This window comes from Pseudoalteromonas sp. NSLLW218 (assembly GCF_015864775.1).
Classification (GTDB): domain Bacteria; phylum Pseudomonadota; class Gammaproteobacteria; order Enterobacterales; family Alteromonadaceae; genus Pseudoalteromonas.
In genome coordinates this window covers 31427-52982 of the sequence record NZ_JADYWO010000016.1, presented here as the reverse complement: position 1 = coordinate 52982, position 21556 = coordinate 31427, and the positions used below count along the sequence as shown (strand labels likewise).

At 39.0% G+C, this 21556-nt stretch carries 13 protein-coding genes; 9 read left to right on the top strand and 4 right to left on the bottom strand.

The window, feature by feature from the left end; translation table 11 throughout:
* The first annotated feature begins 62 nt into the window (after window positions 1-62).
* Window positions 63-1007 carry a ribosome biogenesis GTPase YlqF gene (gene ylqF, locus I6E80_RS19225; protein WP_024599696.1) on the top strand — a complete coding sequence of 315 codons (945 nt, stop codon included), beginning with the start codon at window positions 63-65 and terminating at the stop codon, window positions 1005-1007.
* Window positions 1008-1634: 627 nt separating this feature from the next.
* On the opposite strand, the gene I6E80_RS19220 is transcribed toward ylqF, so the two are convergent.
* Entirely contained in the window at window positions 1635-4613 is a 2979-nt protein-coding gene (locus I6E80_RS19220; protein WP_197186248.1) for a DUF3857 domain-containing transglutaminase family protein, read from the bottom strand.
* Between the two features lie 499 nt (window positions 4614-5112).
* On the opposite strand from I6E80_RS19220, the gene I6E80_RS19215 reads away from it, so the two are divergent.
* The 8 genes from I6E80_RS19215 to I6E80_RS19180 all read left to right on the top strand — a co-directional run bounded on the left by I6E80_RS19215 (window position 5113) and on the right by I6E80_RS19180 (window position 14800).
* Window positions 5113-6354 (top strand): OprO/OprP family phosphate-selective porin, encoded by a 1242-nt coding sequence (locus I6E80_RS19215; protein WP_197186247.1) that lies wholly within the window; start codon window positions 5113-5115, stop codon window positions 6352-6354.
* A 9-nt stretch (window positions 6355-6363) separates the two neighbouring features.
* The gene (locus I6E80_RS19210; RefSeq protein WP_024599699.1) at window positions 6364-7344 is read left to right on the top strand and encodes a tripartite tricarboxylate transporter substrate binding protein; all 981 of its coding nucleotides are present in this window, start codon (window positions 6364-6366) and stop codon (window positions 7342-7344) included.
* Window positions 7345-7356: 12 nt separating this feature from the next.
* The gene (locus I6E80_RS19205) at window positions 7357-7824 is read left to right on the top strand and encodes a tripartite tricarboxylate transporter TctB family protein (protein WP_197186246.1); all 468 of its coding nucleotides are present in this window, start codon (window positions 7357-7359) and stop codon (window positions 7822-7824) included.
* Window positions 7825-7827: 3 nt separating this feature from the next.
* Window positions 7828-9348 carry a tripartite tricarboxylate transporter permease gene (locus tag I6E80_RS19200; protein ID WP_197186245.1) on the top strand — a complete coding sequence of 507 codons (1521 nt, stop codon included), beginning with the start codon at window positions 7828-7830 and terminating at the stop codon, window positions 9346-9348.
* A gap of 11 nt (window positions 9349-9359) precedes the next feature.
* Entirely contained in the window at window positions 9360-10982 is a 1623-nt protein-coding gene (locus tag I6E80_RS19195; RefSeq protein WP_197186244.1) for a sensor histidine kinase, read from the top strand.
* A gap of 14 nt (window positions 10983-10996) precedes the next feature.
* Window positions 10997-11722 carry a response regulator gene (locus I6E80_RS19190; protein WP_170072783.1) on the top strand — a complete coding sequence of 242 codons (726 nt, stop codon included), beginning with the start codon at window positions 10997-10999 and terminating at the stop codon, window positions 11720-11722.
* Between the two features lie 206 nt (window positions 11723-11928).
* Window positions 11929-14013, top strand: a complete 2085-nt coding sequence (fusA, locus tag I6E80_RS19185) for an elongation factor G (RefSeq protein ID WP_076925899.1) — start codon at window positions 11929-11931, stop codon at window positions 14011-14013.
* Window positions 14014-14368: 355 nt separating this feature from the next.
* Window positions 14369-14800: a hypothetical protein gene (locus I6E80_RS19180; protein ID WP_033036928.1), complete on the top strand. Its 432-nt coding sequence runs from the start codon at window positions 14369-14371 to the stop codon at window positions 14798-14800.
* 67 nt (window positions 14801-14867) lie between these two features.
* Here the strand turns inward: I6E80_RS19180 and mdoH are convergent, their stop codons facing one another.
* The 3 genes from mdoH to I6E80_RS19165 form a co-directional block, all read right to left on the bottom strand.
* Window positions 14868-16829, bottom strand: a complete 1962-nt coding sequence (gene mdoH, locus I6E80_RS19175; RefSeq protein ID WP_024599705.1) for a glucans biosynthesis glucosyltransferase MdoH — start codon at window positions 16827-16829, stop codon at window positions 14868-14870.
* A complete protein-coding gene (locus I6E80_RS19170) occupies window positions 16801-18420 on the bottom strand; it encodes a glucan biosynthesis protein G (RefSeq protein WP_024599706.1) in 1620 nt (539 codons plus the stop codon). Before I6E80_RS19170 ends, mdoH begins: the two co-directional genes overlap by 29 nt.
* A gap of 329 nt (window positions 18421-18749) precedes the next feature.
* A complete protein-coding gene (locus tag I6E80_RS19165; protein ID WP_170072782.1) occupies window positions 18750-21476 on the bottom strand; it encodes an ExeM/NucH family extracellular endonuclease in 2727 nt (908 codons plus the stop codon).
* Window positions 21477-21556: the final 80 nt, after the last annotated feature.

The following is a 21556-nucleotide window of genomic DNA, read 5'->3' as shown; positions in this document are numbered from 1 at the left end:
TATAGCGCAATTAAATGAATTGCCAGTTAAAATAGCGGTTAATTATACGTTAGGAGTTAAAAATGGCTATCCAGTGGTTCCCTGGGCATATGAATAAAGCCCGCAATGAAATTAAAGAAATAATGCCACAAATGGATGTGATCATTGAAGTGCTTGATGCGCGCATTCCCTACAGTAGTGAAAACCCGATGGTGGCAACCTTGCGTGAAGGCAAGCCAGTCATCAAAATTTTAAATAAGGCTGATTTAGCTGATCCTAAAATGACTCAAATTTGGAAAGATTATTTTGAGCAAGAAAACGGTGTTAAAGCGATTTCTTTTGGACATGATAAAGCAGCTGAAGTACACCGTATTAATGAGCTTTGTAAAAAGCTAGTGCCGCATAAAGTGGGCGCCGATAAGCAAATTAAAGCCATGATAATGGGTATTCCTAACGTGGGTAAATCTACGTTAATTAATGTATTGGCTGGACGTATAGTTGCAAAAACAGGTAATGAGCCTGCTGTTACTAAAGCGCAACAACGCATTAAGCTTGAAGACGGTATTATGCTTTACGATACGCCAGGTATGTTGTGGCCAAAAGTAGAAAACGAAAACTCAGGTTATCGCTTAGGCGCTACCGGTGCTATTCGTGATACTGCGCTTGAGTATGAAGAAGTAGCAAGTTACACCGCTGAGTACTTATTGCGTGCTTACCCTGAGCTTTTAAAAGCGCGTTATAAAATTGCCGAACTGCCTGAAAGTGATTGGGAATTTGTTGAAATGGCGGGTAAAAAACGCGGCTGTATCCGTGGTGGTAATCAAATAGACACATACAAAATGTCTGAAATACTAATCAACGAATTGCGCGATGGTATTATTGGCCGTATTACGATGGAAACTCCGCAAATGCGTGAGGAAGAAGAAGTAATGGTTGCTGGTTTACGCGCCGCTGCAGAAGCTAAAAAAGCAGCTAAAGAAGAAGAAAAGCTTCAACGCCGGGCACGAGCACGTAAAAATCGTCGTTAATTAGTTTAATTTAACCAACTAAATTACAGACATAAAAAAAGCCCGTAAGGGCTTTTTTAGTTTCATATCTACCGTCACCGATATGAGCAATGTAGCAAGTAAAATAGTAGGGCGGTTACTCATCATCAACATCAAGGGGCGTTGCGTTCATAACAAGTAACCATAGCTGTTTACGTGCGCCACACGTTGTTTCAGGGTCGAGAAACAAATCAATTCATTCCTTAACAAGTGGTATGCAATCCGTCTTGTTGATATTGATTATCAGTTAGATCTAACTGTCTGTCAACACCTAAATGCAAATAATTCTTATTATTGTGGAGCTTGTTTTTTATTCATATATAAATCGGCTAGTTAGCACTGCCATTTCATAAAAATGCTTATCTTGGTTAAACAATTAAGAATAGGTTTTTAATACTTATTAAATAATTTGATATGGATTTTTAGTATAAAAGCATTGATCTTTCAAAGTTAAAATAAATTCAAGCTAGGAATGATTTTATCGCCTTCCAAGACAGCGACTGCTTTGATATAAAATCAAATAGTCTCTTGTAAAATCTTAGCCCTCAAAGATTAACAGCCTTTAATTAGTGGCTAAAAATATTCGTACTAATTGGATATTTTAAGCCACTAACGCACTTTATTTGCTGTTATACGTAAATTAATCTGCTCCACTAGTACTTTATCCTGCTTGTTTAGACGCCCTACAATGAGTAAGAAGTCACTACCGTCAGTTTTTATTACTTTTATACTTGTGTTATCAAGCTTGGTTTTACCGTACGAGGCTTCTATTTTTTCTATATCTTTAAAGTGACTAAGATCCGATTCAAGCTTACCGTCATCGTTTTTGTAGTAACTAAAAATATAGTTTTCGGTTATTCCGTTACCGTCTTCTCGGTAATCAAATACTGCATCGCTATAAAAATAAAGTATTTCTTCGTTTTCAGGTGTTAGGCGATTACGTTTTAAAAAGTGTACTTGGTAAGGCCATAAACTATCGCCTTTGATAATTGCAGCATTGGGTAAAATATTTACTTCTTGAAGTACGCCCAAAAATAATAGAGGTGCAAACGCAAGCGAGATTAAATACTGTCTAATTCGCCAGTACGAGTTGTAATGTAAGGCTTCTTTACTTGTATCGGTTTGCTCAATGTAACTAACTAGAGGCAACCATAAAAATGGCATTATACAAATCACTATGGTTGCGTATTCGTCCATTCGATAAGCAAAGGCGCTGGCAAGTACCATTAGCCAGAGTGTTAAGGCAGTCCAGTTAGGCATTACTTTATTTTTGTTTAGCTGTTGTTGGCTGTGCTCTGCAAGTGCGAGATACAAAGGGTAATACCATAAAAATGCAAATATACCTCGAGCAATAGGCATAATACTTGAGTTATCGCGTTCTTTAATGGCTTTAAAGTTACGATAACTCCAGTAGTTAACAAATATGCCTAAACTCAAAATACTGTAAATAATAAACTTACTTACAGATACGGCATAAAATGGACTATCTTCAAATTTCACTTTTTTTGCTGACTCTAATCGCCAATCGGCGAAAAAGAATATGAGTACTAAAATATAACCAGCCAACACATATTTAAGCCAGCTATAACCGAAGCTATCTAACACATCAGCTGTTGTTTGAGGCGTTTCGCTCGCCTTTGCATATTTTAGAATAGGGTAATGAGTTGCTGATATTAACTTTTTACGCTGTGCTAAATAATCATCTATTTGAGTGGCTTTTATATGATCTTGTTTTGCGTAATAGCTATAGGTCAGTGTTAAAACGTTATTATTAAATTCAGTGGCTGTTTTTAAATTAAAGTAGTCGTTATCAATTTCTTCTTTTTCGCTATCAAATCCCCAATCTTTTTCTGTAAAATGTAGTTTTATTGTGGTGTTAATTATATTGGGATAGCTGAAGTAAAGCGGGTCAGTTCTGTTTACTTGTTTTGGTTCGTAAACACTGTTTTGTATTTCACTTGCATAAAAACTAGCTTCGTAGCCTTCATCTGTTTTTTCCCAAAATTCATCAATTAAATACGATTCTTTGGTTATTAGTTTACCCGTTTGCTCTTGCTCACTAATTGCCATTGTTTCATTTATTGATAAACCATTTAAAAATCCTTGGTAATACTCAAAGTAAGACTTAGCAACGCTATTTAGACCACTGCTGGCTATATTAATTCTTCGGTTAATTGCTTCAAATCCGGCATAAGTGTATTGGGTTTCAAAACGTGATGGCTCAGATACTTTTTCTGCAATAAAAAAGTTATCTTCTACAGATACATTTGTATGTACAGGCTTTTGTGCCATAGAGGTTAAAGCAGTTTCACCTTTATCAATAATTAGGGCATAGCCATAATCAGGTTGTGCTAAATATTCAAGTGTACCTCGTTGGTAGTTCACCGTAGGATCGAGCCAGTAGCGCTTTCCGTCTTGCTTAAGCGTAACAATTACGTGATTAAACACACTTGCAGTAGCCGGTAGTTCTATTAAACGTTTGGTTTCTTCAGTATCGACCAGCGCAGGGAAAGCCTCTATACCCATCGCTTTTAATAACGAAATAAGCAGTACCGTTTTATCTTTACAATCGCCGTATCGTAGCGAAAGCGTTTCTGAAGCTGACGTTGGTTGATGCGAGTTAGTGCCCATTTCAAGCCCTAAATATCGAACTTCGTCTTGGCTAAAGCGCAGTGCTGCGGCAATTTTATCTGATGTTTTTGTGTGTGTTGCTTTTATGTTTTCAGCTACATCCAAAATGCTATTTGGGGTTTCTATGGCTGATTGATAAAGTGGATATGCCCAGTTAACTACCTGACCCCAATCGTCAAACTCAGAAAAGTAAACTTGTGTATATGGGTCATACCACGTTGGGGTTTGAGAATTCTGCTCCAGTAAAGGTTCTTCAAAAAGAGTTATAGAATAATCTTTGCCATATTTATTAAGCGTTTCTTGAATATCGGCTGCGCCGTTTATTGTATTTATATGTAGAGGTGTTTGTTTACCCCAAAGTACACGCATATTTTGTTGCACTACGGGTACCGACCAGTTCAGCGTGCGTCTTGTACTAAATTTATTAGCATATATAGGGTTGCTGCCTGTAACGGTGTAGCTGTAATCAAGTATGTCGCCACTGCGCATATCATCAATAATAATATTGAGTGACAGGCTACCGTTATAAATACGATCTGCTAATTCAGATTCACCTTGTATAACCGTCATTCTCGCGCTACCAAGCTTATCAATGCGCTCGCTATTTCTAATAATTGTTAAGCTGTTTAATGTTAGCGACTCGTAACTTGGATCAAAATCAAGATTAAGCTGGCTTATATAATCAACACCACTTTGATTTAAAGCTTTCATAACTAGGCGGGTATAGCGTTGTTGCTTTTGTTTATTTGGAATATAAGTTTGGTTATCGAGTAACAAATAAAGTGTACCGTCACGCACTTTGGTTATGTCGGAATGCTTGGGTTGCTCAATAATATGTGTATTAACCCAATTAGCTGGTTTATCTATTTTATATTGCTGCGCAAAAATATTATGAGAGAAAATTAATAAGGTAAGTGCAAGTAGCCAAAAGCTGAGTCGAAGAAAGTTCCATTTCATTGTAGGGTCTTATAGTTGTTTTTATAAATACTATCGAGGAAAGAATGTACCAAATTTAGACTTTTTTGACAATGAGATGTTAACAGGCCCGTACGTGAGTAGTTAATTAATAGTATATAAATGAACTGCTATGTAATTGCGAAACGCTTAGCTTCCCCTAAAATGTTCTTGAAATAATTTTTTAGTGGTATTTCCAAACCATAATTAGTTAAACCTACTTTATTACTGGTTTCGTTAGATCTGCAAAAATCCTATCTGTTTATTCGTACGGTAATCATTAAAACCCTTAAAAGTATTTATAAATCAAAATATAACAGCAACTGTTTTTGCTCTTTTTGTTCATGAACTTTATGAGCAAAAAGCACATAACGATCATCAATGCACCTTACCTTCTAAATATTTCGTTAATTTCCCGTTAACAATAAGCTGCGCGTTAGATAGCAGTTTGTCGTCGCTTATCTACCTGACAATAAATATACACACAAGCGTGGAGAAAATAATGAAAGCAAGTAACACACAACTCGCTTTGGCAGTTGCTGCTGCATTAGCAAGCACATCCGTTTTAGCCAATAACGATACGCAAAAACTACAAGATCAATTGGATGCGCTACAAAAAGAAGTAAGTGCATTAAAAACTACCAGCGGTTTTAATTTAGAGTTTGGTGGACGGGTTCAGCTCGACTACAACTATTTTGACGGTGCTTACAACGCCGATAACGAGGGCTCTGGCGGCAGCGATTTTTTTCCTCGTCGTATTCGTACTTACGTTGAAAGTGAGCACGGAAATTGGGATCACAAGTTATTACTCGAATTTGCTGAAGGCACTGCTGAAATAGTGATGGCGCGTGTTCGTTATGCTTTTGATAACGGACTTAAAGTTAAAGCAGGTAAAATTCGTGAAGATATATCGCTAAATGCATTAACCAGTTCAAAGCACATTAATACGATTGAGCGTAGCTCGCTAGCCAATACTTTCTCTCCATTTTTTCGTTGGGGCGCTTCTGCTTATCAATATTTTAAAGACTCTGGCTTTCGTTACGCGATAGGCGTTTATAAAAATGATGCATTTGGTGCAACAGGTAGTGATGAAAACGACAAGCTTACTCTTGCTATTACTGGGCGTGCTACATGGTCGAGTGCATCACCTGGCGATGTAATTCATTTAGGCGTGTGGCATTCATATCGCGACATGGGAGGCAATGAATTAGGAGCACGTTTTGCGCGTGGTGAAGTGCGCGAAGCCAATACCCGCCTTGTTGATTATGCCGCCGGTGGTGTAACAAGCCCACTTGATAGCTTATCTCAAACCGGTTTTGAGTTTGCCTATCAGGCGAACTCTTTAACACTTGAGGCTGAATATGCAAGCCGCTCACTTGATGCCGCTAATAGTACTGATTTTTTAGATGGCGAGCGCTTTGATGGTTTTCATGTATCGGCAAGTTACTTTTTAGGGGGCGAGCAGCGCCAATACAAAGCGAGCTCTGCATTATTTGTACAACCTAAAAATATTAAAGATGCATGGGAGTTGGTGGCACGTGCTTCAGAAGTAGACGCTACAAGTAGCTTACAAGGCACAAAAGCAACAACTTATACATTAGGTACATCTTATTACGTAAGTAGTGATATTAAATTTATGGGCAATCTAATTTACAGCGATGTAGAAGGTGCCGGCACTCCAGCACTTGTTGGCGATGAAGACTCTGGCATGGGCTTTAGTGCACGTATGCAGTATTTATTTTAAGGATACACAATGAAATTATTTAAGTCATTTAAATCGGTAAAAACGACCATAATTGCAGCATCGTTAGTGCTTAGCAGTCCATTGGCAATAGCCGACACTCACTTTTTAATTCCAGGCGGTCCTGGTGGTGGTTGGGATACAACAGCCCGAGGTATAGGTGAAGGTTTAGTTAAGTCGGGTATTGAAGGTAACGCATCTTTTCAAAATATGTCTGGCGGTGGTGGCGGTCGCGCTATTGCATACTTAATCGAGTCGGGTACAAAAAAGGGCGATATTTTAATGGTTAATTCAACGCCTATTGTATTGCGTGCTTTAAGCGGGCGAATTCCTTATAGCTACCGTGATTTAACCCCTGTAGCCAGCATGGTTGCAGATTACGGCGCATTTGTTGTACGTAACGATTCTCCATTTAAAACTTGGGAGGATGTTATTAAATCAATAAAAGAAGATCCAAGTTCGATAAAAGTGGCGGGCGGTTCTGCTCGCGGCAGTATGGATCACTTAGTGGCGGCTCAAGCTGTTAAAGCGGCGGGTATAGATGGTCGACGCTTGCGTTATATTCCTTACGATGCAGGTGGAAAAGCGAAAGCAGGGTTGCTTTCAGGCGAAGTGAATTTACTTTCAACAGGTTTAAGTGAAGCGCTTGAAGTAGCTAACGGTGGTCAAGCACGCATTTTAGCGGTTACATCTGGTAAACCTTTACCTGATTACCCAGAAATCCCTACGCTTAAGTCGCTTGGTTACGATATGGAATTTGTAAATTGGCGTGGTCTTTTTGCTGCGCCTAATTTACCCGCTGAAAAGTTAGCACAGTACACAAAAAAGCTTCGTGAGTTGCAAAGTACTCCTGAGTGGGAGGCTGTGAGAGCTCGTAATGGTTGGCTAAATCTGTTTCAAGAAAAAGATGAATTTATTAAGTCACTAGAAGCGCAGGAAGCACAACTTAAAGTGGTTATGGAAGAGCTTGGTTTTATCCGTGCAGCACGTTAATCGAGGTTTAAAATGATGAATCGCGAATTACTAGGGCCAAGTTTATTCTTGGCACTATTTACTTTATATGCCGTGGTTGCATGGCAAATTCCACTATTACCGTTTGAAGAATACGAAACAGTTACCTCAGCGACTCTTCCTAAAGTATATGCTGGGTTTGGTATTGTGGTGTGCTTACTGTCTATTGGTTCAACATTGCTTAAACCAAGAGAAAAAACGAATGCAGGTGATGTTCTTGAAAAATCACACATGCTGCGCACTTTTGGTTTATTAATATTAATGGTGATTTATAGCGCTGCACTTGAGCCAATTGGTTTTTTAATTTCGACTAGTGCATTTTTGCTTGCCGGTTTTTTTGTGATGGGCGAAAGACGTAAGGGAATTTTGCTATTTGCATCGATCCCGGTTGCAGTGGTGTTTTGGTTTTTGATGACTCAAGTATTAGGTATTTACTTGGTTCCGGGCGATTTTTGGAGTTAAGTTATGTTTGATGGAATTATGCTTGGTTTGTCGACCGTGCTCGACTTTAATAATTTAATGTATGTTATTGCGGGTTGCCTTGTTGGCACCTTTATAGGCATGTTACCAGGATTGGGGCCAATTACCGCAATTGCCTTAATGATCCCTATTACTTATAGCATTGGCGCCGACTCGGGCATGATTTTAATGGCGGGTGTTTATTATGGAGCAATTTTTGGTGGCTCTACGTCGTCTATTTTAATTAATGCACCAGGGGTTGCAGGCACTGTGGCTTCTTCCTTTGATGGCTATCCGCTGGCAAAACAAGGTCATGCAGGTAAAGCATTGGCAATTGCTGCTTATTCCTCCTTTATAGGCGGAACAATTGGCGCCATATTATTAATGGTTGCTGCGCCTTTATTAGCAAAGGTGTCATTGAGTTTTCAATCCCCTGATTATGTAGTACTGATGTTTTTAGGCTTAACAGCTATCGCCGCATTTTCAAATAAAGGGCAATTTTTAAAAGCAATGATGATGACCGTGTTTGGCTTAATGCTAGCAACGGTTGGAATCGATCCGTCATCAGGTACTGACCGATTTACCTTTGGACAACCTGATTTACTCGACGGAATAAGCTTTTTATTAGTTGCTATGGCAACGTTTGCATTAGCCGAGGCACTTGTAAATGTTGTAAAGCCAGAGAAAAAAGATGCTAAAAATATTAATGATTCCGACACTCCGCAAATAGGTTCAACCAAGTTAAGTAAAGCCGAGGTTAAAGAAATAGCACCAGTAATTGGTCGCTCGTCTATTTTAGGTTTTATAGTGGGAGTGCTACCGGGTGCAGGTGCAACTATTGCGAGCTTTATGGCTTATGCAACAGAGCGAAATTTAGCGCCAAAAGGTTTAAAAGAAAAATTTGGTAAAGGCTCATTACGTGGCTTAGCTGCCCCAGAATCAGCAAATAATGCCGCGTGTACAGGATCGTTTGTACCGCTGTTAACGCTTGGTATTCCGGGCTCAGGAACAACTGCAATTATGCTAGGCGCTTTAATTGCTTACGGTATTCAGCCAGGTCCAATGCTTATGCAAGAAAACCCAAGTGTATTTTGGGCGGTTATTGTAAGTATGTACTTTGGTAACATTGTGCTGCTTATTTTAAATCTTCCGCTTATCCCTTACTTTGCAAAAGTGTTAGCAATGCCTAAGTCAGTACTTACTGTGATGATTTTGTTCTTTAGCTTAATTGGTGTTTACTTAGTGTCCTTCAATACCTTCGACTTATTTATGATGGTAGGATTTGCAGTGGTTGCGCTAATATTGCGATTACTGTCGTTTCCTATGGCACCATTATTATTAGGTTTTATATTAGGAGATATGATTGAGCGAAACTTCCGTCGTTCAATGATGATTTCCGATGGTTCATTAAGCTTTTTATGGGATCGCCCGCTAACATTGAGCATATTTATAATTTCAATTTTAGTACTGTTATTTCCTTTAAAAGATTATTTAATGCAACGCCGTCAAGACAAAGCAAATGCATAATTGAGAATGAAATGAAAAACACCAACAAGCTAAATCCATTGCAAAACATGGTCACAAAACCTAAACGTTTAGAAACACGATTAATTATTTGGGTAACAGGATTATGTGTATTGCAGGCTTTATTATTTGGCGCGTTGGTGTATCAACTTACAGCGCAAAGTTTACATAGCCATATTGGTGATAAGGCATTAGCTGTGGCTAGTAGTGTAGCTACACGTGCTGATGTAATTAATGCATTGCAAACCCCTAGTGACTTAAACGCTATCAATGTGCAAATTGAAGATTTACGACAACTTGTAGGTGCTGACTTTATTGTTATTGGCGATGAGAATGCATTTCGTATTGTACATCCTGATGAAGATAAAATTGGCAAGAAAATGGTTGGTGGCGATAGCCAAGCTGCGCTAAAAGGTAAACGCTATATTTCGGTAGCTCATGGTAGTTTAGGTGAATCAATTCGTGGCAAAGTGCCGGTGTACGCAGGTAATAATGAAATAGTAGGCGTTGTGTCGGTTGGTTTTTTAGTACAATCAATCGATCCGCTTATTCTCTCTCGCAGTAGTGAAATTTTAATATGGGGCTTAATACTTGTAGGTTTAAGTATACTGGCGGCTATTTATATTGGACAGCGTGTCAGAAATGCTATTTTTGGCCTGCAGCCAGATGAAATTGCACGTTTGTTTTCAGAGCAAGATGCAATTTTAAATACGGTACGCAGCGGTATTATTGCACTCGACCCGGACGGAAAAGTACGAAAACTCAACCAACGCGCCTGCGAAATATTAGATAAACCAACTTCAATTATTAATCAGAACCTCAGCTTAAACGATTTACTGCCAGAGCACGCAGAGTTTCTATTACGAAATCAGCGGCGTAAAATAGTGGGTTTTGAATTGTTTGCCGCCGATAAACGACTCATTTTATCGAGGTTTTCTTTACAGGTGCAAGGGCAGGCAGATGGTATTTTACTAAGTATGCGCCCCTCTGATGAACTTGAATATTTAAGCCAGCAACTTACTAAAGTTCAGGCTTTTGCAGAGCTTTTAAGGGTACAAACTCATGACTACTCCAATAAGCTCAACTTAATTGGCGCGTTAGTGCAAATGGGGAAAAATGAGCAAGCTATAGAAATTATAGGACAAGAAAGCCAAGGCTCCCAAGCACAAATTCATAACTTGTTAGAGTGTATACAAGACCCAGTGCTTGCTGGTTTGTTAGTTGGTAAATATCATAAAGCGCGAGAGTTAAATGTTGTGCTTGAGCTTAATCCCGACAGTCTACTTGGCGTTATTGCACGCAAAGATATGCTAGAGCGAGTAGTGTCTATTTTAGGAAACTTAATAGACAATGCCATTGAAGCTGCAATTAGAGCATCAGATTCTCGCTCTGCAAAAGTACGTGTAACCGTTGATGAAACCAGTCAAACACTTTTATTTGATGTAGAAGATACTGGCTTTGGGTTAGGCTCTGACCATGATGTTATTTTTACTCCTCAATACAGCTCTAAATCGGGAGCGGGGCATGGTATTGGGTTATATTTAGTAAAAACAAATTTGGACTCATGTGGTGGCACGTTAGAAATTGGTGAGTCAGACTTGCTTGGTGCAAGGCTAAGTATTTATATTCCAAAATAATAAGAGCATTAAATATGACGTATTCAGTAGTAATAATTGAAGACGAAGTAGAGGTAGCACAGCTATTAGCGCAGTACTTGTTATTACCAAATGGTGTGGCCGGTAGCCAAACGCCAAAGCAGAGCTTAAGACAAGCTCAGTATCAGGTAGTAGGCATTGCCGGTAATTTAAGTACGGCAACAGCTTTGTTGCATGCTATTGAACCCGATTTAATTCTACTCGATATACATTTGCCAGATGGCAATGGCTTAGATTTGTTAAGCGATTTACGACGACGGGCGATTAAAAGTGAAGTTATGTTGTTAACAGCAGCTAAAGAGGTCGAAACCCTTGAAAAAGCAATGCAGTTAGGCGCGTGCGACTTTTTAGTAAAGCCGTTAATGCTAAGCCGTCTTGATCAAGCTCTTGCACGTTTTGAATCACGTCAGCAATGTTTTTCTGATGCGAGTGAAGTAACACAGTCGATGGTTGATACATTATTTGGCTCAAAGCAACAAACCAACACGTCTATTCGTTTACCAAAAGGGGTCGATCAACTTACCCTACAAAAAATACATAATGCTTTTGTAGAGCACGGAACCACTGCATTTACCGCTCAACAAATGGGCGATTTAGTTGGCGTAAGCCGCTCTACAGCGCGCCGTTACTTGGAGTATTTACTGGAGTCAGGCAAGTTAACTGCGGATCAAAGCTACGGTAGTATTGGCCGCCCTGAACGCTGCTATAAAATAACGAAGTAACTTCGTGCATTTGAAGTAAATGCATTAAATTCCATTTATTTCAAGGCCTTGCATGTTTTTTGTTATGTTTGATATTTAATGGATTCTGGCATATAAAAAAATATGTTGAATTGATTGCATTTTAAGCGGCTTGTATGGTGATGTTCGCTTTAAGTGATGTTATACTCCTGCCGAATAATTTATCGACTTTATTAAGAGTAAAATTAATGGCAGATTTATCGAAGTACAGAAACATTGGTATTTTCGCGCACGTTGATGCGGGTAAAACCACGACTACTGAGCGTATCCTAAAGCTTACTGGTCAAATCCATAAAACAGGTGAGGTTCATGATGGTGAATCTACTACTGACTTCATGGAACAAGAAGCTGAGCGCGGTATTACTATTCAGTCTGCGGCTGTAAGCTGTTTCTGGAAAGATCACCGTTTTAACGTTATCGATACTCCTGGACACGTTGACTTCACAGTTGAAGTTTACCGTTCACTTAAAGTATTAGATGGCGGTGTTGGTGTGTTCTGTGGTTCTGGTGGTGTTGAACCACAATCAGAAACTAACTGGCGTTATGCTAATGACTCAGAAGTTGCACGTATTATCTTCGTAAACAAATTAGACCGTATGGGTGCTGATTTTTACCGTGTAACTGAACAAGTACGTAAAGTACTTGGTGCTGTACCACTAATCATGACTTTACCAATTGGTATTGAAGATGAGTTTGTTGGTGTTGTTGATGTTTTAACTAAAAAAGCATACGTTTGGGATGACACTGGTCTTCCTGAAAACTACGAAATCACAGATGTTCCTGCAGACATGGTAGAAAAAACTGACGAGTATTATGAAATGCTTGTTGAAACTGCCCTTGAGCAAGACGATGAACTACTTGAAGCTTACATGGAAGGTGAAGCACCTTCTGTAGAAGACATCAAACGTTGTATCCGTAAAGGTACTCGTGACCTTGCTTTCTTCCCTACATACTGTGGTTCTGCGTTTAAGAACAAAGGTATGCAGCTTATTCTTGACGCTGTTGTTGATTACTTACCAGCTCCTACAGAAGTTGACCCTCAACCTCTTATGGATGAAGAAGGTAACGAAAATGGTGAATTTGCAATCGTATCTGCAGATGAACCTTTCAAAGCATTAGCATTCAAGATAATGGATGACCGTTTTGGTGCATTAACATTCGTACGTATTTACTCAGGTAAACTAAACAAGGGTGATACTATCCTTAACTCGTTTACTGGTAAAACTGAGCGTGTGGGCCGTATGGTTGAGATGCAAGCAGATGACCGTAACGAATTAACTAGCGCACAAGCTGGTGACATCATTGCTATCGTAGGCATGAAAAACGTGCAAACTGGTCACACATTATGTGATCCTAAGCACCCAGTAACACTTGAGCCAATGGTATTCCCAACTCCAGTAATCTCGATTGCTGTACAGCCTAAAGATAAAGGCGGTAATGAGAAAATGGGTGTTGCTATCGGTAAAATGGTTGCAGAAGATCCATCTTTCCAAGTTGAGACTGATGAAGATTCAGGCGAGACTATCCTTAAAGGTATGGGTGAGCTTCACTTAGATATCAAAGTAGATATTCTTAAGCGTACTTATGGCGTAGACCTTATTGTTGGTCAACCACAAGTTGCTTACCGTGAAACTATCACTAAAGAAATTGAAGATAGCTACACGCATAAGAAACAATCTGGTGGTTCTGGTCAGTTCGGTAAAATTGATTACCGTATCAAGCCAGGCGAAGTTGCTTCAGGCTTTACGTTTAAATCATCTGTTGTTGGTGGTAACGTACCTAAAGAATTCTGGCCTGCAGTTGAGAAAGGCTTCAAGTCAATGATGGGTACTGGTGTTCTAGCTGGCTTCCCTGTACTTGACGTTGAAATTGAACTTTTCGACGGTGGTTTCCATGCCGTGGATTCATCTGCAATCGCGTTCGAAATCGCTGCTAAAGGCGCTTTCCGTCAATCGATCCCTAAAGCGGGCGCACAACTTCTTGAGCCAATCATGAATGTTGACGTGTTCACTCCAGAAGATCACGTTGGTGACGTAATCGGTGACCTTAACCGTCGTCGTGGTATGATGAAAGACCAAGAAGCTGGTTTAACAGGCAGCCGTATTAAAGCTGACGTACCGTTATCAGAAATGTTCGGTTACATCGGTACACTACGTACAATGACATCAGGTCGTGGTCAGTTCTCTATGGAGTTCTCACACTACGCTGCATGTCCGCAAAACGTTGCTGATACAGTAATCGCTGCAGAAAAAGAGAAAAAAGCTGCTAAATAATTAGCTCTTTAACTCTTTAAAAAAAACCCGCACATGTTGCGGGTTTTTTATTGCCTATAATTTAGTTTTTTTTGTAGTTGTTTATAGCTACATTTTATTATTAAGTAGTCCTATATTATCAGTTAGTAAAAAGGTATTAGAGAGCATTTTATTTACTTCATTTACTTAATCAGTTGGTTTGTAAGGAGTTAATTGTAAATGCTATGTAACCTACTGAATTTTAAGAACTTCTGTTGATGCTTCTATGTGCGTAATGTAGAATACCAGCACTTTCAGACTAGAGCTCTAAAGTCAGATAGGGAAGTCTCCGCAGCAGAGACGTTTACATATTAATTCCATATAAGACGTAACGATCATGAAATCTATTAAATTAGCACCAAACTGGTGGCTACAATTCACAAAATGTATTTTAGCATTCAGCATAATATTTTTAATTCATATTATGTTTACTGTGAACCTAAAGATTGTTTTTCTCACTGTAATGCCAGCTCTACTAATTATCATTGCTTTTAATATTCTTCATCTTCGTTTTTTACATTGTTATAAAGCAGGTATTTGTTATACACGTTTGTGCACAGAGCGCTATATCAATAGTGAGGAAATTAGTTGCGTATCATTTAGTTCGTTTTTTCTTTTCACCATTTTTAAGGTGAAGCTAGATAATGGCAAAAATTTCCATTTCTATAACTGGCAACTTGATGATGAAGCGCAGTCAGCTATTTCTGAAATGTACTGTAATAAGTTAGCTGACAAAGTGGAAAATATTAGCGATAAATGCAACGCTTGATTTTTAATTAAGATAGCAAAAAGGAGCGATTAATCGCTCCTTTTTAGTTTTTGTATTTTATAACGCGCTAATTAAACTTTTTTATAGCCTTAGCTTTTAGCGCTTTCATCTTTAGCCTGCTTGGCTTTTTAAAGGACTGGATAGGCATTGTTACCAATTGCTCTTGTGGTAGTGTCGGTATAGTTTGTGGATAAGCACCTTCCTCAGGTATCGAAATTTCTTTTAGGTGCGTTTTAAGCGCTTCTAGCGTTGAATCGTTATCAACTTCGCTAGGGCAAATAAATATACCTAACTTTCTAAGCTGTACACCGAGCTTAATGCTACTGGTATAGCGGATAATTGGAGCGCCTAACACTAAGCCTAATAATATAGGCGATAACCACCAAAAGAACACTGGTGTGAAGTAATAAGCTGTACTACCCCATGCAATAGCCACAATAGTTGAGAATAACGTATAACCAAACGCTTCCTTCCAAGGGACCATGCGACCTTCACGAGGTTGTGCATCCCACTTCACTTTTTTGCCTAAAAACACACAAAGTACAAAGTAAGCATGAAATACCATCATTAATGGGGCAACAATAATAGCAAATACAGTTTCAATGATTGAACCTAGTATTAGCTTAATTGAACCACCAAAGCGTTTGTTTCTATGTATTAGGGTTACTATTATGCCCATTAATTTAGGCATTAATAAAATAATAATAGTTAGATACAAGAGTGAATCAATAAGATCGGTTTTAGCTATTTGCCATGTGGGGAATAATTGGTAAACACGGTTAAAGTACACATCACTATTTAATGCGCGAGTTACTGCATCAATAGTACTTAGCGCCAACATTGAGAGCCAAATTAGCGATGAAATATAGGCTGTGGCACCGAGTAGAAAATGCAACTTACTCATTAATTTTAATTTGGATGACGATAGTAAACCTAAGTGCTGAATATTACCTTGCACCCAACGTCTATCGCGTACAGCGTAGTCTAGAATGTTACTTGGTACTTCTTCATAGCTACCTTCAATATCTGATAGCAACAATACATCCCAACCAGCACTATGAAGTAGTGAAGCTTCTACAAAGTCATGACTTAAAATTTCGCCGCCAAAAGGTGCATTACCTTTTAGTGTTGGCAAACCACAGCACGTTATAAATGCCTCAACTCTAATGATTGCATTATGACCCCAATAGTTTGCTTTATCAGTTTGCCAAAAAGCTGAGCCAGTCGCGAGCATTGGGCTATAAAGTACTGACGCAAACTGTAAAAAACGGCCAAAAAAGGTATCTTGACGAACAGGGATCGGAATAGTTTGGATCAGACCTGCTTGTGGGTTGTTGAGCATACTTGTAGTAAGCTCTAACATACATTTTCCGGTCATTACGCTATCTGCATCAAGCACAATCATATGGTCGTACTGGCTGCCCCAGCGCTCACAAAAGTCGGTTAGGTTACCTACTTTACGATGTTTGTTATCTTCGCGACGGCGATAGAATACGTGCTTTGCCGTATCACCTAAACGCTCACACAATGCATGCCACGCACTTAGCTCATTTTTAGCTATTTGTGGGTCTTGGGTGTCGCTTAATAAGTAAAAATCAAAGTTTGCAAGTTGACCTGTTTCTTTTAACGATTGCAGGCTGACTTCAAAACCCGCGATAACACGGTGGGTATCTTCGTTATAAATAGGCATTACAACGGCGGTTTTTTGGGCGTTAATTGCCTCCTCGTCAAACTCAATTGGTTTAATACGTTTCAATGTAAGTGGATCAATTCGTAATAGCTGTAATACAAAGCCAATTGTTCCACTACAAAAGGCCGTTACAATCCAGGCAAAAGTGATTGAGAATAATACTAAAAGAGCGTATTCAAGTAATGTCATACCGTTTGAGCTTAAAATCTCAAACATAATAGATATGCCGTAGCCAGATGTGCCAAGTGCCGCAATAGCAAATAGCCATACTCTTAGTGTTTTGAATGGCATAGGAGTGCCCTTCCCTTTATTACTTGATGTCATTTGGGTACCAAACATAGCTCCATACCTCGCTAATTTCTTTGTCTCGTAGTTTTAACGATAAACGCATATCAACGGGTTGATCGTCCTGTGGTGCAATTTTGAAAGCTACACGCCATCCTCGTGAATCAGGCAGTTTTTGGATATTTATGTCGGTTACTTCGCCTGTTGTAAGTTGAATGTCGGCATCTAATTTTAATTGTTCTGAAAGTTGATTTATTTCCGACCCAGTAAAATCAACAGTAAATTGGCGATGACTTTTTGGTGGTGGGTTGTCTTCACCAGGTAAAGCGGCGCTACCAATCCTTGTACGTAATACTCGCGCTTTTTCGTGCTGAGTTAAAGCTGCATTAAAGGTCGTCATTTTGTAGCTCAGCTTTAATGAATCTCCGGCTTTCATTGGCTTTTCTGGTACCCAGTAACTCACGATATTGTCGTTAGTTTCAGTATCAGTAGGTATTTCTACAAGTTCTACACGACCATTTCCCCATTCACCTTGTGGTTCGATCCATAGGCTGGGGCGGTTGTGGTAATGTGCTTCTGTGTCTAAATAGTTATTAAAGTTTCGATCGCGTTGAGCTAACCCAAAACCTTTTGGGTTATTGTACGAAAATGAAGTAACACTTAACTGCGAAGGATTGTTAAGAGGGCGCCATACCCATTTGTCATCAGTAGATTGAGTTAATAGACCATCCGAGTCATGAACTTCAGGGCGGTAGTCATCAAAAAATTTGGTGCTGTTTTCGCCGTGATAAAACATACTCGTTAATGGTGCTACACCCAGTTTTTTAATATCTTTACGCGCAAATATCTGCATATCAACATCAACTAGCATATTAGTGGTAGGGTCAACACTGAACTTGTATGCACCCGATATAGATGGGCTATCTAATAATGCAAAAATGGTAATTTGTGTTTGGTCGGCCTTTGGTTTAACTAACCAGAATTCTTTAAAAACTGGAAATTCTTCACCCGAATTTTCTGCAGTATCAATGGCAAGGCCTCTAGCTGATAAGCCATAAACCTGTTGAGGGCCAACGACTCTAAAATACGATGCACCCTGAAATACCATTACTTCATCTTTATACTCGTTAGTATTCAATGGGTAATGTATGCGAAACCCAGCATGACCTAGTTGAGTACCCGCAACACTTTTAGCTATTTCTTCTTGTAATGGTGCCGCTGTGCCATCATATTGGTAAAAGTCAGTACTGAAAGGTAAGCGACTGCGTTTAGAGTCGCTATCAACGGTATTTATTGTCACAGGTGTTTTATATAAAAAACCAGGGTGGAATAATTGTAGCTCGTACAGGCCTTCATCTTTCCATACTGCTTTGTCTTTTTTAAATCGAATTGAACGGTAATCCTGATAATCAATATTGTTAAGTGCTTCAAGCTCAATGTTTTTAGGTGCCACGTATTCTTCGCTTGCTAACTTTTTGGCGCGAGCGCTAATTACATCAAATAAGCTACTTTGTGGGATTGCTACATCAACGGTTGCAGCAATCGCTTGGTTGCTATTGCCCCAAGTCGAAAAAATAATAAGTAGACCCAGTAGTGGTGCTGACTTTTTTTGCCATTTAGGCAGATTTTGGGTTAATTGTTTCATTCTCATTCCTTTATAAAAACACGACTTATTTTTACGTTTAGGGTAAATATTGATTTTGTTTAGTAAGTATCTTCTTAATTATTTAAAGCAAAATGTGAACCCATATAAAAGTTCATACTTTTCAATAGGTAAAACCGATATACATAATAAAAAGAGTTTCATTGTGTAAAATTCACTCAAATGTATGTAGTTGTTACTGGTTAATTACTAGAAGATTCACAGATCGTCTGAACATATTACGGGGGGTTTAATGAAGCTTGTCTGAATTACATTTGTATAAAATAAAAAAGCCGCAAGAGCGGCTTTTTAAATGTTTGGATTTAACTTAGTTATTTCTTTTTAAATCGACGCACTATTGATAGTGGTGCTAAAAGAAGTGATAACCATAATAATGAACCTGCATCATTATCGTCATCTGAGCGTAAGTTATTTACTTTCACAGCTACTTTTTCAACGTTAGATAAGTTACCCACGCTATCTTGAGCTTGCACTGTTAAAGTAATACGATTTTCGAATTCGTAATCAATCTCTCCAGCAACAATTAACTGCCCCTGATTGTTAATTGAAACGCTATCATTATCAGATGTAATAAATTTAACAACAGGTGATTCATCGGCATTTGGATCACTAAAATCGAGCGTGCCGATAACTGTACCAATTGCGCTGTTTTCATCGACTGCAAAAACTTGATCAGCTGTAATAACAGGCGTTTGCTCTTCAGGTGTTAAAGTAATTTCAGATTTAATATCAATAATTACAGGGTCGTGATCTGATGCGCGGTATGCACTTTCAGAGTACAAACTAGATTGTTGACCTTCGCTTTTAAACTCTACATTGTAATCAAGAGAAATAGGTTCATCTGCGTTGATGTGCCAATCTGTTGCTGCAACAATTTTACTAAGTAGTGATTGGGTAGCTACTGCGTGATCTAAACTACCAGCGCGACCAGAAAAGCTGTAAGAGTAACCAAGTGTATCCCCATCAATTTCTGCAACTACATTTTTGTAGCCTTTATCAGCAAATGCACGTATTGGGTCTTCCATTGCGTAAGCATTCATATCGCCGACTAAAATAGTATCTTCGTCGTCAATACCGGTTGGTTTGCTATCAAGCCAATCAGCGAATGCATTAGCACCTTCTGTGCGTATTTCATTCCAACAGCCTTGACCATCACCTGAATCTGCATTATTACCCGAAGCACTACCACAGCTTTTAGATTTAAGGTGTGACACAGCAACTGTAAATACTTCATCAGTTTCTAATGATTTAAAGCTTTGTGCAATTGGAGCACGATTACTAAAATCAAATGGTGCTTCAGTTGTAATGGCAGCAGTACCTACTTCTTCTACTTTGTTAGCACGATAAATTAATGCGGTAGTAATTGCATCTGTACCAATTTGATCTACGTTAAAGTCAACAAATGCGTATTGGTTAGCTGAATCAGCTTCGTTTAATGCATTTACTAAGCTCGCAATAGCGCTAAATTCGCCAAAGCCATCATTTTCTATTTCCATTAAACCAACAACGTCGGCCTGGATAGCGCTAATTGCACTTACAATTTTAGCTTCTTGACGAATAAGTTCAGCTTCTGAATCTGCACCTCGAGCGGTAGGGAATCCTTCGCCTTGGCCATCACCATTAAAGTAATTAAGTACGTTGAAGCTAGCTACGCGTAAATCTGCTTCAGCATTAAGTTCAGGCGCATCTTCACGTGCATTTGTTGCAATAAACTGAGGTGCTAAAGTTGGGTGTATTCTGTAAAGGCTAAAGCTATAAGCAAGTGCACCTGTAACTGTGTTTACAGTGTCACCAGTACGTAATGTATTTTCTGCTGACAAGCCTGGAGTTGGGTACGCTGTTGGGTCTAAGTTTTGTACAGTAGAGCCATCATCTAGTAGGATCTTTTTAAGCAGGTTTTCTGTTTCAACTGCATTAGCCGTATCTCCAGGTAGTGCAACCTGTGTACCTTGATACAAGCGCTCTGTTGCTAACTCAACTTCACCATATCGACCAAGGCCAAAGTTATTAGTTACTACTAATGGTTGCTCCAAAGTAACTAGCATACCTTCAAAAGATTCTAAATCTGTTGTATCAGCTAAAGGTAAAGTAATTTTTGTAGCTGCTACAGGTAAACCTGTATCACAAATTGCTACTTGGCTTACGCTGCCAATTTGTGTTGCATCAAAATACTCTTCAACAGTACCTTGTACGCGCACATGGTCACCAACATTTACATCAGTATCTGCAAAATAAACAAACACACCTTCAGAAGTTAGTGGGTTGGCATCTATGTCTGCAGCAAGTGAGCTAACAAAAAAGCCTTTTAATTCTTCATCACCTTGAAAATCGGCGGTTACAACACCTTCAAGTTCTACTAATGTACCTACAAGTGGGCTAGCAGAGCCGTCACCTTGAATAGCATTTATTAGTGTTTTTTCTGCACCACAAACTAGTGGTTCAAGTGGTTCTGGTTCTGGAATTGGTTCAGGTGTTGTTCCACCATTACCTGCATGTGAACCTAAGCCGTCGAATGCATCAATTTTAAAGCTATCCCACTCTACACTTGGATCAAAAGTTGCGGTTGCATCTGTACGACCACTGGTAATAGTATCTTTACGGCGAAGAGTTTGGTCTTTTGCGGAAACACCGCCTCCTTCCCATGTTTCTCGTACTTCGTATTGACCAAAGCTATCTACAATATTACCGTTTTTAGTCAGTATTAGAGTATCGTCACCATTAAACCCAATAACGCTGTTTTCCAAATCGGCTTTGGCTTTTAAATCATCAGATGAGCTTGGATTGACAATTACAATAGTAGAATTTGCAGCAAGTGTTCCTGTAAGGTCTACAGAATTGCCAACTTCACTTTTACCATTTGAATACAAGCTAAGTGTATACCCCTCAAGAGAAAGCTCCGTATCAGCATTATTATAAAGCTCTATTGCTTTATTATTACTGCTTCCTTCTATATATTCTGAAATAATTAGATCAGCGGATGCTGGTGCACTGAGACTGGCTATAACAAGTGCGAGTGGTGTTATTTTTGTTTTAAACATTTTTTTATTATTCCCGTGTATTAATCCCAAAATGGGACACCAGTTTAGAGAATAAATATGACGAAAATAATACAAAAATG